This is a genomic window from Devosia sp. MDV22-iso42, assembly GCF_058629155.1.
On the sequence record NZ_JBZVWR010000007.1, the window covers coordinates 404975 to 419486 of the forward strand.

The window sequence follows — 14512 nt, forward strand, 5'->3', positions numbered from 1 at the left end:
TCGCCGGCCGGCAAAGCGACAAAGTAGAATGCGAGCCATCAATGCCGGTGATGCTGTTGCCCGGACAAACAAAAGCGCCGGACCCAAGGTCCGGCGCCAAAGCATTGAAAACGTTCGACAATCAGGCGGTCTGCTTGACCGCGATGCCGGCAGCTTCCATCTGGGCCTGCAGTTCGCCGGCCTGGAACATTTCGCGCACGATGTCGGCGCCGCCGACAAATTCGCCCTTCACATAGAGCTGGGGAATGGTCGGCCAGTTGCTGTAGGTCTTGATGCCGTCGCGCAGTTCGGCGCTTTCGAGCACATTGGCGCTGCCATAGTCGACGCCGAGATAGCCCAGGATCTGCACGACCTGGCCGGAAAAGCCGCATTGCGGAAAGTCCGGCGAGCCCTTCATGAACAGGAAGACGTCGTTGTTCTTCACCTTGTCGTCGATGAAAGCGTTGATGTCGGTCATGGGTGAAACCTTTCGATGGCCCGGGGCGCCCGGAGAACTGTTGGCACATAAATAGGAGCTTGGTGTGGCGCTGTCGAGGGGTGCATCGGCAATCGCCGATAAGGCGCCTGCCGCCATTTGGTCACCAGTCTGAACGGATGATGACCATTCAGAGCCGCCGGGCGATCCAGGGGTGGCTGGCGCAGTCCTCGATGGTGTTGAACAGCACTGCCTCCCAGCCGGCGCGGCGGGCGCCGTCGATGACTTTTGGCGTGTCATCGAAGAATAAGGGCGGCTCGGCCTGCGGGCCGATGCGGTGTTCGACGAAATCGAAGAAGCCCTTCTCCGGTTTTCTAATGCCCGCACGGGCCGAATAGAAAATGTCTTCGAACAGTTCGCCAAGGCCAAGGTTATGCCAGAGCCACTGCGCTCGGCTATGGTCCTGGTTGGTCGCGATATAGAGCTTGAGGTCTGGCCGTGCCTTCAACTGGCGCACCACTGCGAGCAGGTCAGTGTTGAGCACGGAGTCATGCGACAGCCAGTAGTGCAGGAAGGTCATGGACGAGCCATGGTAGCCCAGGCCGGGCAGGCGCCGGTCGAGAGCGTCGATGATGGCCATTTCGCCCACCACGACCTTCTTGATGAAGATGTCGAAGATGAACTCGTTGGTGAACCGCTCCGGATCCACGCCCAGATCGGCCAGCAGGTTTTCGTTCCAGCGCCGCGTCAGGTCAGGCCGCGCGTGATAGCCATGCACCAGTACGCCATCGACGTCGAAGATGATGGCGCGGGTCATGACGCGGTTGGCCAGTCTGGGGTGCGCATGATTCGTCGGACGCCAGCACCCTCGTTTGGTGCGCCCGTGAAGCGGGGAATGATGTGTAGATGGGTATGAAAGACGTGCTGGCCCGCTACCGCGCCAACATTCCAGCCCAGGGTAAAGCCGTCCGGCCGGTGTCTGGCGAAGTGTGCCTTGGCCAATACCAGCATCTCCCCGAAGGCGACCCATTCGGCAGCGGTGAACTCGAAGGGCGTCTCACTGTGCCGGCGGGGCACGATCATGCCGGCCAGCCGCACCATCGGGTCAATGCTGCCGAGCATATAGAAATGGGTCTGTTCAAGCAGCGGCGTATCAACGAGCAGGTGATTGTCGAGGCAGAATCGGCAGCCTGCGACGCCCATCAGCGCTTCTCGATTGCGCCAAGTCCGGCAAGGACCTGAGGCGGGATGTTCAGCGCCTGAATCACATCATTGTGCTTGCGAAAGCCGATCAGTTCGCGCTGTACGAAATAGGCCCAGACGGCGTTGCGGGCTTGCTGGAGAGCGGACGGGTCATCGGCGGCGGCAGCCAAGGCCGCGATGGCGGCGATGACCTTGTGCTCGGCGGCGCCCAGCGAGGAGGCGCGCTCGGCCATGATCTCGTGGTCGAGGGCGGTGGTGCCGGCCTCGGGCTTGACCATGCGGATCAGGTCGAGCGACTCGCGCAGCGACATGGATCAGTCCGGGACGACAGTCTGCAGCGCCAAAGCGTGCAGGGCGCCGCCCATGTCCGGCTGCAGGGCGGCATAGACCAGTTGGTGCTGCTGCACGCGGGACTTGCCGCGGAACTGCTCGGAACTGACCGTGGCGGCCCAGTGGTCGCCATCGCCGGCCAGGTCGCGGATCTCGATTTCGGCGTCGGGAATAGCGGCCTTGATGCGACGCTCGATTTCGGTGGCTTCCATCGGCATGGCTCAACTCCTTGTCGCAATCGGCATATGCCAGTTGCGTCCTGATATGGCACGGGGGTGCCGCCCCTTCAATAACCGATGGACTATTGGGCGGGCGGGAGCGGCTCGGCCTCGGCACTGGTGGAGAAGTTGGCAATGATGAAATCGACGATTGGCCGGGCCTGTTCGGCCTGGGTGGTATCGAAGAAGCAATCGAGCGTGTAGCCGAGGTCGTTGGCGACGGTTTCGGTATGCACGATGGTCAGCGGCATGCCCATGGGCGAGTCGGTGCTGGTGCCCTCGTAGATCAGCGCCGGGTCGCTCTGATAGGCGGTGGCGCCCTTGGTGCCCAGGGCGAAGCCGGGAAAGGTTTCGCGCCAGCCGGCCTCGACGTCAGCGTCGACCAGCGAGGCCAGGGCACTTTCGGGGCTCCAGTCGGTTTCCTCGACCGGCACATAGGTCATGGTGCATTGCAGGGGTGCGCTGGCGTGGTTGATGACAAGCGGCCGGTCGACACCGCCCGAGGCCTGCATGGTATCGGGATAGATCAGGGTAAAGGGCTGATCGGGCAGGGTGGAGCGCGTCACGGTGATCGACTGCGCCAGGACCGCGCCCGGTGCCAGGACCAGCGAGAGGAGGAGCAGGGAGCCTAGAACCGGCCGAGTAATCATTGTCGTCTCCAGAAAATGCGATCGCCGCCCCTGAGGCTCCAAAGCACCCCAAAGAGCGGCGATCATAAGGCGAAAGTCAGGTCAGGCGGCGGCGCCATCCATGTAGCTGGGGAACCAGCCGTCATGGGCGGCCTTGAGCGCGGCAACCGGAACGGGCCGGGCGGCGCCCAGCACGAGGTCGGCGCCGCCAGTAGTGCCGATCCAGGGGCAGAAGACGCCAAGGCGCTTGGCATCTTCCCACAGCGCCAGCATGGCGTCGCCCTGCGGGTCGAGGTTGAGGGTGACGAGATAGCGGCCCTGGTCCTCGCCGAAATATTGCAGGACGGGGTCCTGGCCTTCGAGATCAACTATCCGTGCGCCAATGCCGCCGGAGATGGCCATTTCGGCAAGGGCCACGCCCAAACCACCATCGGAGAGATCGTGGCAGGCGGTGACGACGCCGGAGCGGATCAGGCCGCGTACGAAATCGCCGGTGCGGCGCTCGTGGGGAAGGTCGACATGTGGGGCCGAGCCGTCGCGGCGGTTGAACAGGTCGCGCAGATAGATGGACTGGCCGAGATGGGTGCCGCGTCGATCGGGGGCGCCGACCAGCAGGATGGGCTGGTTTTCCGCGGCAAAGGCAATCGAGGCCATGCCGGTCCAGTCGGGCAGCAGGCCGACGCCGCCAATGGTGGGGGTCGGCAGGATGCCCTGGCCATTCGTTTCATTGTAGAGGCTGACATTGCCCGAGACGATGGGGAAATCGAGCGCCAGGCAGGCCTCGCCGATGCCCTTGATGGCATGGACCAGCTGGCTCATGATTTCGGGGCGTTCGGGATTGCCGAAATTGAGGTTGTCGGTGGCGGCCAGCGGCTCGGCACCGGTGGCCGTCAAGTTGCGCCAGGCTTCGGCCACCGCCTGCTTGCCGCCCTCATAGGGGTCGGCCTGGCAGTAGCGCGGGTTGACATCGGAGGTGAAGGCCAGGCCCTTGGTGGGGTGGCCATCGACGCGGATGACGCCGGCATCGCCGCCGGGACGCTGCACGGAATTGCCCTGGATCAGGGTGTCATATTGCTCATAGACCCAGCGCCGCGAGGCAATCTGGTGGCCGCCCATCAGCTTGAGCAGGGCATCGGCAACCTCCATCTGCGGCACGTCGCCTTCGGCCAGCGGCGCGGCCGGCACGGACGGGGTCCAGGGGCGATCGTATTCGGGGGCCTGGTCGCCCAGGTCCTTGATCGGCAGGTTGGCGACTTCGTCGCCCTGGAACAGCACGCGGAAGCGCAGGTCGTCGGTGGTCTTGCCGACGGTGGCGAAATCGAGCTCCCACTTGACGAAGACCGCGCGGGCGACCGCTTCCTTTTCGGGATGCAGCACCATGAGCATGCGCTCCTGGGATTCGGACAGCATCATCTCATAGGGCGTCATGTTGGTTTCGCGGACCGGCACCATGTCGAGGTTGAGCTCGACGCCGAGATCGCCCTTGGCGCCCATTTCGACGGCCGAACAGGTCAGGCCCGCCGCGCCCATGTCCTGGATGGCGATGACGGCGCCGGTGGCCATCAGTTCCAAGCAGGCTTCGAGCAGGCGCTTTTCGGTGAAGGGGTCGCCGACCTGGACGGTGGGGCGCTTCTCGTCAATATCGTCGCCGAATTCGGCAGAGGCCATGGTGGCGCCACCGACGCCGTCGCGGCCGGTCTTGGCGCCGAGATAGACGACGGGCAGGCCGACGCCCTTGGCTTCGGAGAGAAAGATCTTGTCGGTATCGGCGAGGCCTGCGGCAAAGGCATTGACCAGGATATTGCCGTTGTAGCTGGCATCGAACTCGACTTCGCCGCCCACGGTGGGCACGCCAAAGGCATTGGCATAGCCGCCAATGCCGGCGACGACGCCGGAGACCAGGTGACGGGTCTTTTCATGGTCGGGCGCGCCAAAGCGCAGCGCGTTCATAGCCGCCACCGGGCGGGCGCCCATGGTGAAGACGTCGCGCAGGATGCCGCCCATGCCGGTACCGGCGCCCTGATAGGGTTCGATGAAGCTGGGATGGTTGTGCGATTCCATCTTGAAGACCACGGCCTGGCCGTCACCTATATCGACCACGCCGGCATTCTCGCCGGGGCCCTGGATGACGCGGGGGCCGGTGGTGGGCAGGGTCTTGAGCCATTTCTTGGACGACTTGTAGGAGCAGTGCTCATTCCACATGGCCGAGAAGATGCCCAGCTCGGTGTAGGTCGGCACCCGTCCGATCAGATCGAGAATCTTCTGATACTCGTCGGGCTTGAGACCATGCTCGGCCACGAGTTCAGGGGTAATCACGATGTCGTTGGGGATGGTCATCAAGCAGGCTTTCCGTAGGGGGGCTCTGGAAAATATTCCATGTGTTCCTGGGTCGAGCGGCCGAGGTCTTCGCCGAACAAATGGCCGACCAGCCAGAGCGCCATGTCGATACCAGCCGAGATGCCGGCGCTGGTCACGACATTGCCGTCATGGACGAAGCGCTGGTCCAGAATATAGGTGTGTGGCGCATGAACGCGCAGGAAGTCGAGCGCATTCCGGTTGGTGGTGGCGCGCCGACCCTCGAGAAAGCCGGCCCGGGCCAGGAGGGCCGAACCGGTACAGACCGAGGTCTGCCAGGTGGCAGAGGCGAGGTATTCGCGGATCGCGGCATTGAATTCATCGTCCTGCGCGAGGACGCGGGTGCCGCGTCCGCCGGGGATCAGGACCAGATCGGCGGGCGGCCTGTCGGCAAAGGCATAGTCGGCGGTAACCCTGAGGCCGCGGGCACAGGTGATGGCGGTTTCGCGCCAGCCGACGGTGACGACCTCAAGCGGTGCGCCCAGCACCTTGGCGACCGAGAACACTTCCCAGGGACCGACGAAGTCGAGTTCCTCGACCTGGGGGAACAGCAAGATGCTGATTCTGGCGGGGTTTTCGGCGCTATGCATGGGTCAAACCTCCAGAGCAGACGAGCAGGTCAGCGGCAGACCGGGCGCGGCGGGCCGGCGGCGCGCCACCCTAGGCCGCCACGCCCAGAAGCCCGGAAAACAGGGCGCGCCCATCGGTGCCGCCATGGGCGGCCTCGATGAGATTTTCCGGATGCGGCATCAGGCCGAGCACGTTCTTGCGGCTGTTGAGAATGCCGGCGATGTCGCGCAGCGAGCCGTTGGGATTGGTGCCTTCGGCATAGCGGAAGGCGATCTGGCCTTCACCGGTCATTCGATCAAGCGTCTCGGAATCGGCGAAATAGTTACCATCATGATGCGCCACAGGGCAGCGGATGACCTGGCCCTGCGTGTAGCCACGGGTGAAGTCGGTATCAGCGTTGGTGACCTCGAGCTTGACCTCGCGGCAGACGAATTTGAGCGAAGTATTGCGCATCAGCGCGCCGGGCAGCATGCCGGCCTCGATCAGGATCTGGAAGCCGTTGCAGACGCCGAGCACCTTGACGCCGGCATCGGCCCGTTCGCGGACGCGGTCCATGATGGGCGAGCGCGCGGCGATGGCGCCGCAGCGCAGATAGTCACCATAGGAAAAGCCGCCGGGGATGACGATGAGATCGACATCGGGCAGCTCGGTATCCTGATGCCAGACCACGGCCGGGGCGGTGCCCGATACCTTGGTCAGGGCCGCGATCATGTCGCGGTCGCGATTGAGTCCTGGGAAGACGATGACGGCGGATTTCATCGGCTATTCCTCGCTATGTCAGGCGTTGCGAGGCTCTTTTGGTGAGTCTTGGCGCAAAAGGCAAGAGCCCAGACGCGCCTATCCCGGCCCGGTTATCGCCACGGGGGAGCGATGCCTACTCGGCCGGGCTGGTCGACAGGCGCTCGCTGGCGCGACGGGTGCCGGGCAGGTGGGCCCAGCCGGGTCGTTCAAAGAGGAATTTGCCCTGCCCGGTGCGCAGCACCAGCCAGTACAGCAGCAGCGGCGAGAGGATGGCGACGGCCATGGTGAGCAGCGTCAGCAGGGTCGGCTCGAGCAGGCCGAGCCTGATCAGCAGGGTGCGGGCCACGCCCATGGGCAGGACGAAGGCGACATAGATGATGAGCGATTTGCTGCCCAGCCAGCGCAGCCAATCCATGGCGGGCAGGCCGGTCAGCAGCGCGGCGATGGTGCAGAGGGCGGCGGTGCCGACCAGGGCCAGCACCAGGTGGATGAAGGGCAGGCCGGCCGGGCCCATGACGGGATGGACCGGGTGCATGGCGAAGTCGGGCGAGAAAACCAGAGTGGCGTTGATGATGGCCCAGATCAGCAGCCCGAACAGGGCCAGGGGCACGCTGTTGGCCGCCCAGGCCGCCAGGCGGAAGAGCAAGGGGGCGAGGACATAGCCGGCATAGAAGAAGACGAAATAGGCGGCGAACTGGTCGATGGCGTAGAGGCCGGTGTCAATGGCGGCCAGCTGCAGCAGCGCGGCGCCGGTGAACACCGCCCAGACCGGCAGGCGCAGGCTGTGCAGCGCCTTGGTTGCCGCGCCGACGAGGGCCAGCAGGTAGATGAACCAGAGCACGCCATAGGGCTGGACCAGGGCCCAAGCCAGCTGTTCGGCCGCGCCCAGCGGATTGGCCCCGAGCAGGCCAACCTTGAAGACGATGTGGATCAGCGCCCAGAGGGCGTAGAAATAGAGATAGTGCACGACCCGACGGTCGGCAAAGCTGCGCCAGGACCGGTCGATGACCTGAGACAGGAACAGGCCGGAAAGCAGGAAGAATTCGGGCATGCGGAAGGGCGTGGCAAAGGCGATGGCCCAGTGGAAGGCACCGACTCCGCCGGTATCCTCGCCGACGCTGGCGGCGGCATACATCATGACCACCAGAAAGATCGACAGGCCCTTGGCCATGTCGACCCAGTCGAGACGCGTCTGTACCGCTGCCGACATCGCTCACTCTCCTCGCCGCTGCGCCAGAGACTAGCGCATCGGCCGGCGCAAAGAGGTTAAGCGCCCGCCGCTGTCGACTGGATAGCTGCCCGATTGGTAAGCATTTGGCTAAGCCGGCGGGATGGAAGCCTGCCGGATCGTGGCAGGCTGCACATCTGGCGCGGCCGGATGGTCTGGCTAGACCGGGACCGAGGCGTAGGCTGCAAAGAGCAGTCCAAGGGTAGCGACGAACATGACCGAAAGGGAGATAGTTTTGAGCATAGCAAAGGGTCCGGCGCCGTGGCGTGGCGCGCCATTAGTTATCGCCGTCAGGCGTTAATTTGAGATTTCGATCGCGTAGTTTTCGATCACGGTGTTGGCGAGCAGCCTGTCACACATGCTGGTGATCTGTGAACGCGCCGACTCCACATCGGTTCCCTCCAGCACAAGGTCAAAGACCTTGCCCTGGCGGACCGAGGCGACGCCGGGAAATCCCAGGCCCTTGAGCGAGCCTTCGATGGCCTGGCCCTGAGGGTCAAGCACGCCAGCCTTGAGAGTCACCGTTACACGGGCCTTCATCATCCAGTCTCCCGGTTATTGAACGAGGCGCGGACCGGTGGTCAGCGCGTTTTCGGTTTCAACCAGGATGCCCAGGCGCTGGGCGACGTCGCGATAGCTTTCGATCAGGCCGCCGAGGTTTTCGCGGAAGCGATCCTTGTCCATCTTGGCGCGGGTCTTGACGTCCCACAGACGGCAGCTGTCGGGGCTGATCTCGTCGGCCAGCACGATGCGCATCAGGTCACCCTCATAGAGGCGGCCGCATTCGATCTTGAAATCGACCAGCTGGATGCCGACGCCCATGAACAGGCCGGTGAGGAAGTCATTGACGCGGATGGCCAGGCTCATGATGTCGTCGAGTTCGGCCGGGGTGGCCCAGCCAAAGGCGGTGATATGCTCTTCACTGACCATGGGGTCGTGCAGGGCATCGTCCTTGTAGCAGAACTCGATGATCGAGCGCGGCAACTGGGTGCCGGGCTCAAGGCCGAGGCGCTTGACCAGCGAGCCGGCGGCAAAATTGCGCACGATGATCTCGAGCGGAATGATTTCCACTTCCTTGATCAGCTGCTCGCGCATGTTGAGGCGGCGGATGAAATGGGTGGGAATGCCCAGACCGTTGAGCTTGGTGAAAATGAACTCCGAGATTCGGTTGTTCAGCACACCCTTGCCGTCGATGATTTCGAGTCGGGCGCCATCACCAGCGGTGGTGTCATCCTTGAAATACTGTACCAGAGTGCCGGGCTCAGGACCTTCGAACAAGATCTTGGCCTTGCCCTCGTAGATTTTGCGACGACGGTTCATTGGGAATCCGGACCGTTGGGAGGAGGGGAATTTGGCCGCTTCATGCGCCAGACTCATGCGGAAAAGCAAGCTCTTTTGCATTTTGGGCAGGGATGGCAGGCCTGCGCGCCGGCGGGATTGAGCATAAGGTCGCAGCGTCGGGGAGACGTTGATTTGGCCGGCTGAACCGCTTATGTCCAAGGCAAGCGCCCGTGAGGCGGCAATGTCAAAGGCAAGCGGGAGAGCGGCATGAGCCAGTTTGATGATCGGGCAAAGGGGCAGGAAGCCAAATTTGCCTTCGATGCTGAAACCAAATTCAAGGCCGAGGCGCGGCGCAACAAGCTGCTGGGCATCTGGGCGGCCGAGTTGCTGGGCCATACCGGCGAGGCCGCCACGGCCTATGCCGCCGAAGTGGTGGCCGCCGATTTCGAGGAAGCCGGCGACGAGGACGTGTTCCGCAAGGTTTCGGGCGACATCAAGGCCAAGGGCCTGAGCATCACCGATGACGTGATTCGCCAGAAGATGGCGCAGCTCAAGCAGACCGCCAATGAGCAGGTGGCCTCAGAAGGCTGAGCGGGTAAAATATTGCGAAGAATTTGAGGGCGCCGGTCGAGAGGCCGGCTCCCTTTTTTTGTTGAGTATCCGTGATTTGACGCAGGTCAATGCGGATCGGGCAGCCATTCTCCAGGATGCGGGCACATCAAGGAGGTCCATCATGGCCAATGTCACTGAACTGTCTGGCGCGGATGCACCATCCTCGCGCACGCAACTCGTTCTGCCCGCTCTCGGCGACTTCTACAGGCGTTTCGCCCAACCCTTCGCCTGGGTCGCCCTGCGGGTCGCGGTGGGCGCCGTGCTGGCCTATGAGGGCTGGGTCAAGCTCGGCAATCCCATGGCCATGGCCGGCTTTGTCGAGAGCCTGCACTTCTATCCGGGCTGGTTCTGGTCGCCCCTGCTGGGCGTGGTCAACCTGGTGGGCGGCATCTGCATCATGCTGGGACTGCTGACGCGCCCCATGGCCTTGGCCAATACCATCATGCTGGCGATCACCCTGTGGTTCCACTACGCCAATCCCTATGGCCCGACCTTCCTGACGGCTGCCGGAATCGAGCTGCTGCAGTCACCCGAGGCCGCCCAGTATTTCACCCCGGACGCGCTGCGGCGGCTGGCCGATGGCGGGGAGGCATTCCTGGCGCAGGTGCAGGGCAAGGCGATCTTTGCGTCGCTGTTCTGGACGGGTGCTGCCGGGCTGTTTGCCGCCTATGGCGGTGGCGCCTGGTCCGTGGACAGGCGGTTGGGCAAGGAACTCTAGGCAAAGGGCCCGTCGCGAGACGGGCCCTTTTTTGTTGTCTATTCGGCGGCCTTGAGGCCCTGGCCGGCGGCGGTCAGGGCCTGGTCGAGGTCGGCGAGGATATCGTCGATATGCTCGATGCCGATCGACAGGCGCACATAGCCGGGGGTCACGCCGGCCGACAGCTGTTCGGCGGGCGACAGCTGGGAGTGAGTTGTGGTGGCCGGATGGATGGCCAGCGAGCGGGCGTCGCCGATATTGGCGGCGTGGTAGAGGAGCTTCAGCGCATCGATGAAGCGGGCGCCGGCCTCGCGGCCATTGGCCAGCTCGAAGCCGATCAGGGCGCCCTTGCCGCGCGTCAGGTACTTATCGGCATTGATGCGCTGCTGCCCGGTCTGCAGCGTCGGATGGGTCACCGAGGTGACTTCCGGCCGATTGTTGAGCCAGGCGGCGACCTTGGCGGCGTTTTCGAAATGGCGGTCAACGCGCAGCGCCAGGGTTTCGAGGCCCTGGATGGTGAGAAAGGCGTTGAAGGGCGAGAGCGCAGCGCCATGGGTGCGCAGCAGGGTGGTGCGGGCCTTCAGGATATAGGCGATGGGGCCGAGCGGCTTGGCCGCCTCTACCCAGACGGCGCCGTGATAGGCCTGATCGGGCGTATTGAGCAGCGGCTGGCGCTGCGGATGGGCTGCCCAGTCGAAATTGCCGCCATCGACGATGATGCCGCCGATCGAAGTGCCGTGGCCGCCCAGATATTTGGTCGATGAATAGACCACGACCGCCGCGCCATGCTCGAAGGGGCGGGCGGTGAGGGGGCAGCGGTGTTGTCAACGATCAGCGGAATGCCGAACTCACGGCCAATGGCGGCGATTTCGCCGATCGGCAGGACGGAGAGCTTGGGATTGGGCAGGGTCTCGGCATAATAGGCGCGGGTCTTGTCGTCGGTGGCGCGGCGGAAATTTTCCGGGTCCGATGGATCGACGAAGCGCACTTCGATGCCGGCTTCGCGGAAGGTGTTCTTGAAGAGGTTATAGGTGCCGCCATAGAGGTCGGTCGAGGCAACGATATTGTCGCCGACGATGGCCAGGTTCTGCACGGCATAGGCAGAGGCGGTCTGGCCCGAGGCCACGGCTAGGGCTGCCGCGCCGCCCTCGAGGGCGGCAACGCGCTTTTCGAGCACATCGGTGGTCGGGTTGCCGAGGCGAGTATAGATATTGCCCAACTGGCGCAGAGCGAAAAGGTCGGCGGCGTGTTCGCTGCTTTCGAACTGGAACGAGGTGGTCTGGTAGATCGGCACGGCCACCGAGCCAGTGGCGGGGTCGGCACGCCAGCCGGCATGCAGCCCGATGGTTTCGGGATTCTTTGAATTTACGGTCATTGTGGCCTCCAGCCCTATTGGCAACTCGCCCGCAGACCCTAGTGCGGGGCGCTGGTTCTATCGAGGCTTAATCTACCAATTTGGTGGGCCGGCGAGGGAAAGAGCTTCTGTTTCAACCCGTTTTTGCGCCATGTCGTGGCGTTCCCGGCTAGAGCCAGAGCGCCATGCCGATCGAGGCGGGCATGACCGGCTCGAAGCCATACTGGGCGTAGAGGTGGCGGGCGTCGCCATCGGCGATCAGGCTGACATAGGCGCCTGCGGGGGCGTGGGCGTTGAGGTGGTCCATCAGGGCGGCCATTATGGCCTTGCCCAGCCCCTTGCCCTGGTGGGCGGGCTCGAGGGCGATGTCGACGATCTGGAAGGCAGTGCCGCCATCGCCGATGATGCGGCCCATGCCCACGGCCTGGCCGGCATGCATCACCGTGACGCCATACCATGAGCTGGGCAGGCCGATGCTGGCCTGTTCCACGGTCTTGGCGCTGAGACCGGCGGCGACACGCAGGCGCAGGTAATCGTCCTGTGCCGGGACGGCCGGCACGATGTCATAGCCGTCGATCATAGGCGCTGCATCAGCCGGGTGAACATCAGCAGCCCCTCGGGCCAGGGGCCGTGGCCGGAGGCGAGGTTGATGTGACCGGCTTCGCCGGCCTGATGAAAGTCCGAGCCCCAGCAATTGGCAAATTCCACCGCCCGCTCCAGCGACACATAGGGGTCACTGCTGGAGGCGACCAGCATGGAGGGGAAGGGGAAGGGGTCACGCGGGATGGGGCGGAAGCCGAAGGTTTCCTCGGGTGCGGCCGGGCTCAGTTCAATATCGGTGGGGGCCACGAGAAAGGCGCCGCGCACATTGGCGGGCAGGCGCGGCGCGGCATGGGCCACGGCCATGACGGACAGCGAATGGGCAACCAGCACGACGGGACGCGTGGTCAGGCGACAGGCCTGGTCGATGGTGGCGACCCAGTCATCGAGATCGGGCTCGTCCCAATCGGCCTGTTCGACAATGGCGGCGGTGCGCATGCGCTCGGCCCAGCGCATCTGCCAGTGGCCGGGGCCGGAATTGCCCAGGCCGGGCAGGATCAGGATATCGGTATCGGCCAGCTTCATGAGCGATGGGTCCTGTCGCGATAGAAACCGGCCTGGGTCTGGGTGAGGCCGATCTTCTGATAGAAGCCCTCGGCGCCGGGCAGAGCCAGCAGGATGATGCTGACGCCGGGGCCGAGAATTTCGGTGGCCTTGTCCATCAGCGTCTTGCCCACGCCCTGGCCCTGGCTGGCCTCGACCACAGCCATGTCGGCGCAGTAGCAGACCCAGCTCCAGTCCGTCATGGCGCGGAACAGGCCGACCAGCCGGCCGCCCTCATCACGCGCGGTGACGACCAGGTTGGAATTGTCGAGCATGGCCTGGACGCGCTCGGTATTGCCGAGCGGACGGGTCGGACCCAGCGCCGACTGACCGACACAGGCGATATATTCCTCAGCCGTCAGGCCGCTTTCCTGGGCGCAGATCAGGCTCATCCGAAGACCCGGGCGAAGATCGTGTCGACATGCTTGAGGTGATAGGCGTCGTCGAACATGGCGTCGATTTGCGCATCACTCAGAGTCACTTCCGGGTCGGCCTTGAGGTTGGCCGCGAACTGGCCGGCGCGGTCGCCGCTCATTTCCCAGACCTTCATGGCGTTGCGCTGCACGGCGGCGTAGCTGTCCTCGCGGGAATATCCGGCCTGGGTCAGCGCCAGCAGCACGCGCTGGGAATTGTGCAGGCCACCGAGCAGGTCAAGATTGCGGCGCATGTTGGCGGGGTAGACCACCAGCTTGTCGATGACGCCGGTCAGGCGGGACAAAGCGAAGTCGAGCGTGACGGTGGCGTCGGGGCCGATCATGCGTTCGACCGAGGAGTGGGAGATGTCGCGCTCGTGCCAGAGGGCGACGTTTTCCAGCGCGGGCACGACCATGCCGCGCACCAGGCGGGCAAGGCCGGTGAGGTTTTCGGTCAGCACCGGGTTACGCTTGTGCGGCATGGCCGAGCTGCCCTTCTGGCCGGGGGAGAAGAACTCCTCGGCTTCGAGCACTTCGGTGCGCTGCAGGTGGCGGATCTCGATGGCGACGCGCTCGATGGAGCTGGCGACAACGCCGAGCGTGGCAAAGAACATGGCGTGGCGGTCACGCGGGATGACCTGGGTCGAAACGGGCTCGATGGACAGGCCAAGCTTTTGCGCGACATATTCCTCGACCTGCGGGTCGATATTGGCAAAGGAGCCGATGGCGCCGGAAATGGCGCAGGTGGCGATTTCGGCCCGGGCGGCGACGAGGCGGGCGCGGTTGCGGGTGAATTCGGCATAGGCCTCGGCCAGCTTGACGCCAAAGGTGGTCGGCTCGGCATGGATGCCGTGGCTGCGGCCGATGGTTATGGTGTCCTTGTGCTCATAGGCGCGACGCTTGAGCGCATCGAGCAGGGCATCGCAATCGGCGATCAGCAGGTCGGCGGCGCGGGCCATCTGCACCGACAGCGTGGTGTCCAGGATATCCGAAGAGGTCATGCCCTGGTGCACGAAGCGGGCGTCGGGGCCGACGATTTCGCTGAGATGGGTCAGGAAGGCGATGACGTCATGCTTGGTGGTGCGCTCGATCTCGTCGATGCGGGCAACGTCGAAGGCGTAGTCGCCGTGTTCGGCCTTGCGGGCATTCATCACGTCCCAGATGTTCTGGGCACTCTCCTTGGGCACCACGCCGAGCTCGGCCAGCCTGGTGGTGGCGTGGGCCTCGATCTCGAACCAGATGGCAAAGCGCGTCTCGGCGGACCAGATGGAGACCATTTCGGGGCGGGAGTAGCGCGGGATCATATTGTTGGGCTTTCGCTTT

At 64.2% G+C, this 14512-nt stretch carries 18 protein-coding genes and 1 pseudogene; 2 read left to right on the plus strand and 17 right to left on the minus strand.

Annotation, left to right across the window (positions count from 1 at the left end; all coding sequences use genetic code 11):
* Positions 1–121 precede the first annotated feature (121 nt).
* From grxD to purC, 12 genes are all read right to left on the minus strand, one after another.
* Complete coding sequence (gene grxD / locus AC4NN3_RS09450; protein ID WP_491926841.1) at positions 122–457, minus strand: Grx4 family monothiol glutaredoxin; 336 nt, start codon at positions 455–457, stop codon at positions 122–124.
* 148 nt (positions 458–605) lie between these two features.
* Positions 606–1232 carry an HAD family hydrolase gene (locus AC4NN3_RS09455; protein WP_491926842.1) on the minus strand — a complete coding sequence of 209 codons (627 nt, stop codon included), beginning with the start codon at positions 1230–1232 and terminating at the stop codon, positions 606–608.
* The gene (locus tag AC4NN3_RS09460; RefSeq protein WP_491926843.1) at positions 1229–1618 is read right to left on the minus strand and encodes an HIT family protein; all 390 of its coding nucleotides are present in this window, start codon (positions 1616–1618) and stop codon (positions 1229–1231) included. The genes AC4NN3_RS09455 and AC4NN3_RS09460 overlap by 4 nt, the downstream gene beginning before the upstream one ends.
* Entirely contained in the window at positions 1618–1929 is a 312-nt protein-coding gene (locus tag AC4NN3_RS09465; protein WP_491926844.1) for a DUF6665 family protein, read from the minus strand. The genes AC4NN3_RS09460 and AC4NN3_RS09465 overlap by 1 nt, the downstream gene beginning before the upstream one ends.
* A 3-nt stretch (positions 1930–1932) precedes the next feature.
* On the minus strand, positions 1933–2166 hold the full coding sequence (locus AC4NN3_RS09470) for a BolA family protein (RefSeq protein WP_491926845.1): 234 nt from the start codon (positions 2164–2166) through the stop codon (positions 1933–1935).
* A gap of 83 nt (positions 2167–2249) precedes the next feature.
* The gene (locus AC4NN3_RS09475; protein ID WP_491926846.1) at positions 2250–2816 is read right to left on the minus strand and encodes a hypothetical protein; all 567 of its coding nucleotides are present in this window, start codon (positions 2814–2816) and stop codon (positions 2250–2252) included.
* Positions 2817–2897: 81 nt separating this feature from the next.
* Positions 2898–5132 (minus strand): phosphoribosylformylglycinamidine synthase subunit PurL, encoded by a 2235-nt coding sequence (gene purL, locus AC4NN3_RS09480; RefSeq protein ID WP_491926847.1) that lies wholly within the window; start codon positions 5130–5132, stop codon positions 2898–2900.
* A complete protein-coding gene (locus AC4NN3_RS09485) occupies positions 5132–5740 on the minus strand; it encodes a DJ-1/PfpI family protein (RefSeq protein ID WP_491926848.1) in 609 nt (202 codons plus the stop codon). Before AC4NN3_RS09485 ends, purL begins: the two co-directional genes overlap by 1 nt.
* Before the next feature lie 70 nt (positions 5741–5810).
* The gene (purQ, locus tag AC4NN3_RS09490) at positions 5811–6479 is read right to left on the minus strand and encodes a phosphoribosylformylglycinamidine synthase subunit PurQ (protein ID WP_491926849.1); all 669 of its coding nucleotides are present in this window, start codon (positions 6477–6479) and stop codon (positions 5811–5813) included.
* 115 nt (positions 6480–6594) lie between these two features.
* Positions 6595–7671: an acyltransferase family protein gene (locus tag AC4NN3_RS09495; protein WP_491926850.1), complete on the minus strand. Its 1077-nt coding sequence runs from the start codon at positions 7669–7671 to the stop codon at positions 6595–6597.
* Between the two features lie 315 nt (positions 7672–7986).
* Positions 7987–8232 carry a phosphoribosylformylglycinamidine synthase subunit PurS gene (gene purS, locus AC4NN3_RS09500; RefSeq protein ID WP_491926851.1) on the minus strand — a complete coding sequence of 82 codons (246 nt, stop codon included), beginning with the start codon at positions 8230–8232 and terminating at the stop codon, positions 7987–7989.
* Between the two features lie 12 nt (positions 8233–8244).
* A complete protein-coding gene (purC, locus tag AC4NN3_RS09505) occupies positions 8245–9009 on the minus strand; it encodes a phosphoribosylaminoimidazolesuccinocarboxamide synthase (RefSeq protein ID WP_449527029.1) in 765 nt (254 codons plus the stop codon).
* A 228-nt stretch (positions 9010–9237) separates the two neighbouring features.
* Between purC and AC4NN3_RS09510 the strand changes: the two genes are divergently transcribed.
* Together AC4NN3_RS09510 and AC4NN3_RS09515 are read left to right on the plus strand one after the other, a co-directional pair.
* Positions 9238–9561 (plus strand): DUF1476 domain-containing protein, encoded by a 324-nt coding sequence (locus AC4NN3_RS09510; RefSeq protein WP_491926852.1) that lies wholly within the window; start codon positions 9238–9240, stop codon positions 9559–9561.
* 142 nt (positions 9562–9703) lie between these two features.
* Positions 9704–10300: a DoxX family protein gene (locus tag AC4NN3_RS09515; RefSeq protein ID WP_491926853.1), complete on the plus strand. Its 597-nt coding sequence runs from the start codon at positions 9704–9706 to the stop codon at positions 10298–10300.
* Between the two features lie 38 nt (positions 10301–10338).
* Here the strand turns inward: AC4NN3_RS09515 and AC4NN3_RS09520 are convergent.
* The 5 genes and pseudogenes from AC4NN3_RS09520 to purB form a co-directional block, all read right to left on the minus strand.
* Positions 10339–11654: pseudogene (locus AC4NN3_RS09520) on the minus strand (O-acetylhomoserine aminocarboxypropyltransferase/cysteine synthase family protein).
* Positions 11655–11802: 148 nt separating this feature from the next.
* Positions 11803–12213 carry a GNAT family N-acetyltransferase gene (locus AC4NN3_RS09525; protein ID WP_491926854.1) on the minus strand — a complete coding sequence of 137 codons (411 nt, stop codon included), beginning with the start codon at positions 12211–12213 and terminating at the stop codon, positions 11803–11805.
* Complete coding sequence (locus AC4NN3_RS09530) at positions 12210–12758, minus strand: RBBP9/YdeN family alpha/beta hydrolase (protein WP_491926855.1); 549 nt, start codon at positions 12756–12758, stop codon at positions 12210–12212. The genes AC4NN3_RS09525 and AC4NN3_RS09530 overlap by 4 nt, the downstream gene beginning before the upstream one ends.
* Positions 12755–13168 (minus strand): GNAT family N-acetyltransferase, encoded by a 414-nt coding sequence (locus tag AC4NN3_RS09535; protein ID WP_491926856.1) that lies wholly within the window; start codon positions 13166–13168, stop codon positions 12755–12757. The genes AC4NN3_RS09530 and AC4NN3_RS09535 overlap by 4 nt, the downstream gene beginning before the upstream one ends.
* Complete coding sequence (gene purB / locus AC4NN3_RS09540; RefSeq protein WP_491926857.1) at positions 13165–14493, minus strand: adenylosuccinate lyase; 1329 nt, start codon at positions 14491–14493, stop codon at positions 13165–13167. Before purB ends, AC4NN3_RS09535 begins: the two co-directional genes overlap by 4 nt.
* Positions 14494–14512 lie beyond the last annotated feature (19 nt).

Bases quoted from the DNA above. Each gene is read 5' to 3' on its own strand.
- grxD (WP_491926841.1), bottom strand. From the start codon at position 457: ATGACCGACATCAACGCTTTCATCGACGACAAGGTGAAGAACAACGAC.
- AC4NN3_RS09455 (WP_491926842.1), bottom strand. From the start codon at position 1,232: ATGACCCGCGCCATCATCTTCGACGTCGATGGCGTACTGGTGCATGGC.
- AC4NN3_RS09460 (WP_491926843.1), bottom strand. From the start codon at position 1,618: ATGGGCGTCGCAGGCTGCCGATTCTGCCTCGACAATCACCTGCTCGTT.
- AC4NN3_RS09465 (WP_491926844.1), bottom strand. From the start codon at position 1,929: ATGTCGCTGCGCGAGTCGCTCGACCTGATCCGCATGGTCAAGCCCGAG.
- AC4NN3_RS09470 (WP_491926845.1), bottom strand. From the start codon at position 2,166: ATGCCGATGGAAGCCACCGAAATCGAGCGTCGCATCAAGGCCGCTATT.
- AC4NN3_RS09475 (WP_491926846.1), bottom strand. From the start codon at position 2,816: ATGATTACTCGGCCGGTTCTAGGCTCCCTGCTCCTCCTCTCGCTGGTC.
- purL (WP_491926847.1), bottom strand. From the start codon at position 5,132: ATGACCATCCCCAACGACATCGTGATTACCCCTGAACTCGTGGCCGAG.
- AC4NN3_RS09485 (WP_491926848.1), bottom strand. From the start codon at position 5,740: ATGCATAGCGCCGAAAACCCCGCCAGAATCAGCATCTTGCTGTTCCCC.
- purQ (WP_491926849.1), bottom strand. From the start codon at position 6,479: ATGAAATCCGCCGTCATCGTCTTCCCAGGACTCAATCGCGACCGCGAC.
- AC4NN3_RS09495 (WP_491926850.1), bottom strand. From the start codon at position 7,671: ATGTCGGCAGCGGTACAGACGCGTCTCGACTGGGTCGACATGGCCAAG.
- purS (WP_491926851.1), bottom strand. From the start codon at position 8,232: ATGATGAAGGCCCGTGTAACGGTGACTCTCAAGGCTGGCGTGCTTGAC.
- purC (WP_449527029.1), bottom strand. From the start codon at position 9,009: ATGAACCGTCGTCGCAAAATCTACGAGGGCAAGGCCAAGATCTTGTTC.
- AC4NN3_RS09510 (WP_491926852.1), top strand. From the start codon at position 9,238: ATGAGCCAGTTTGATGATCGGGCAAAGGGGCAGGAAGCCAAATTTGCC.
- AC4NN3_RS09515 (WP_491926853.1), top strand. From the start codon at position 9,704: ATGGCCAATGTCACTGAACTGTCTGGCGCGGATGCACCATCCTCGCGC.
- AC4NN3_RS09525 (WP_491926854.1), bottom strand. From the start codon at position 12,213: ATGATCGACGGCTATGACATCGTGCCGGCCGTCCCGGCACAGGACGAT.
- AC4NN3_RS09530 (WP_491926855.1), bottom strand. From the start codon at position 12,758: ATGAAGCTGGCCGATACCGATATCCTGATCCTGCCCGGCCTGGGCAAT.
- AC4NN3_RS09535 (WP_491926856.1), bottom strand. From the start codon at position 13,168: ATGAGCCTGATCTGCGCCCAGGAAAGCGGCCTGACGGCTGAGGAATAT.
- purB (WP_491926857.1), bottom strand. From the start codon at position 14,493: ATGATCCCGCGCTACTCCCGCCCCGAAATGGTCTCCATCTGGTCCGCC.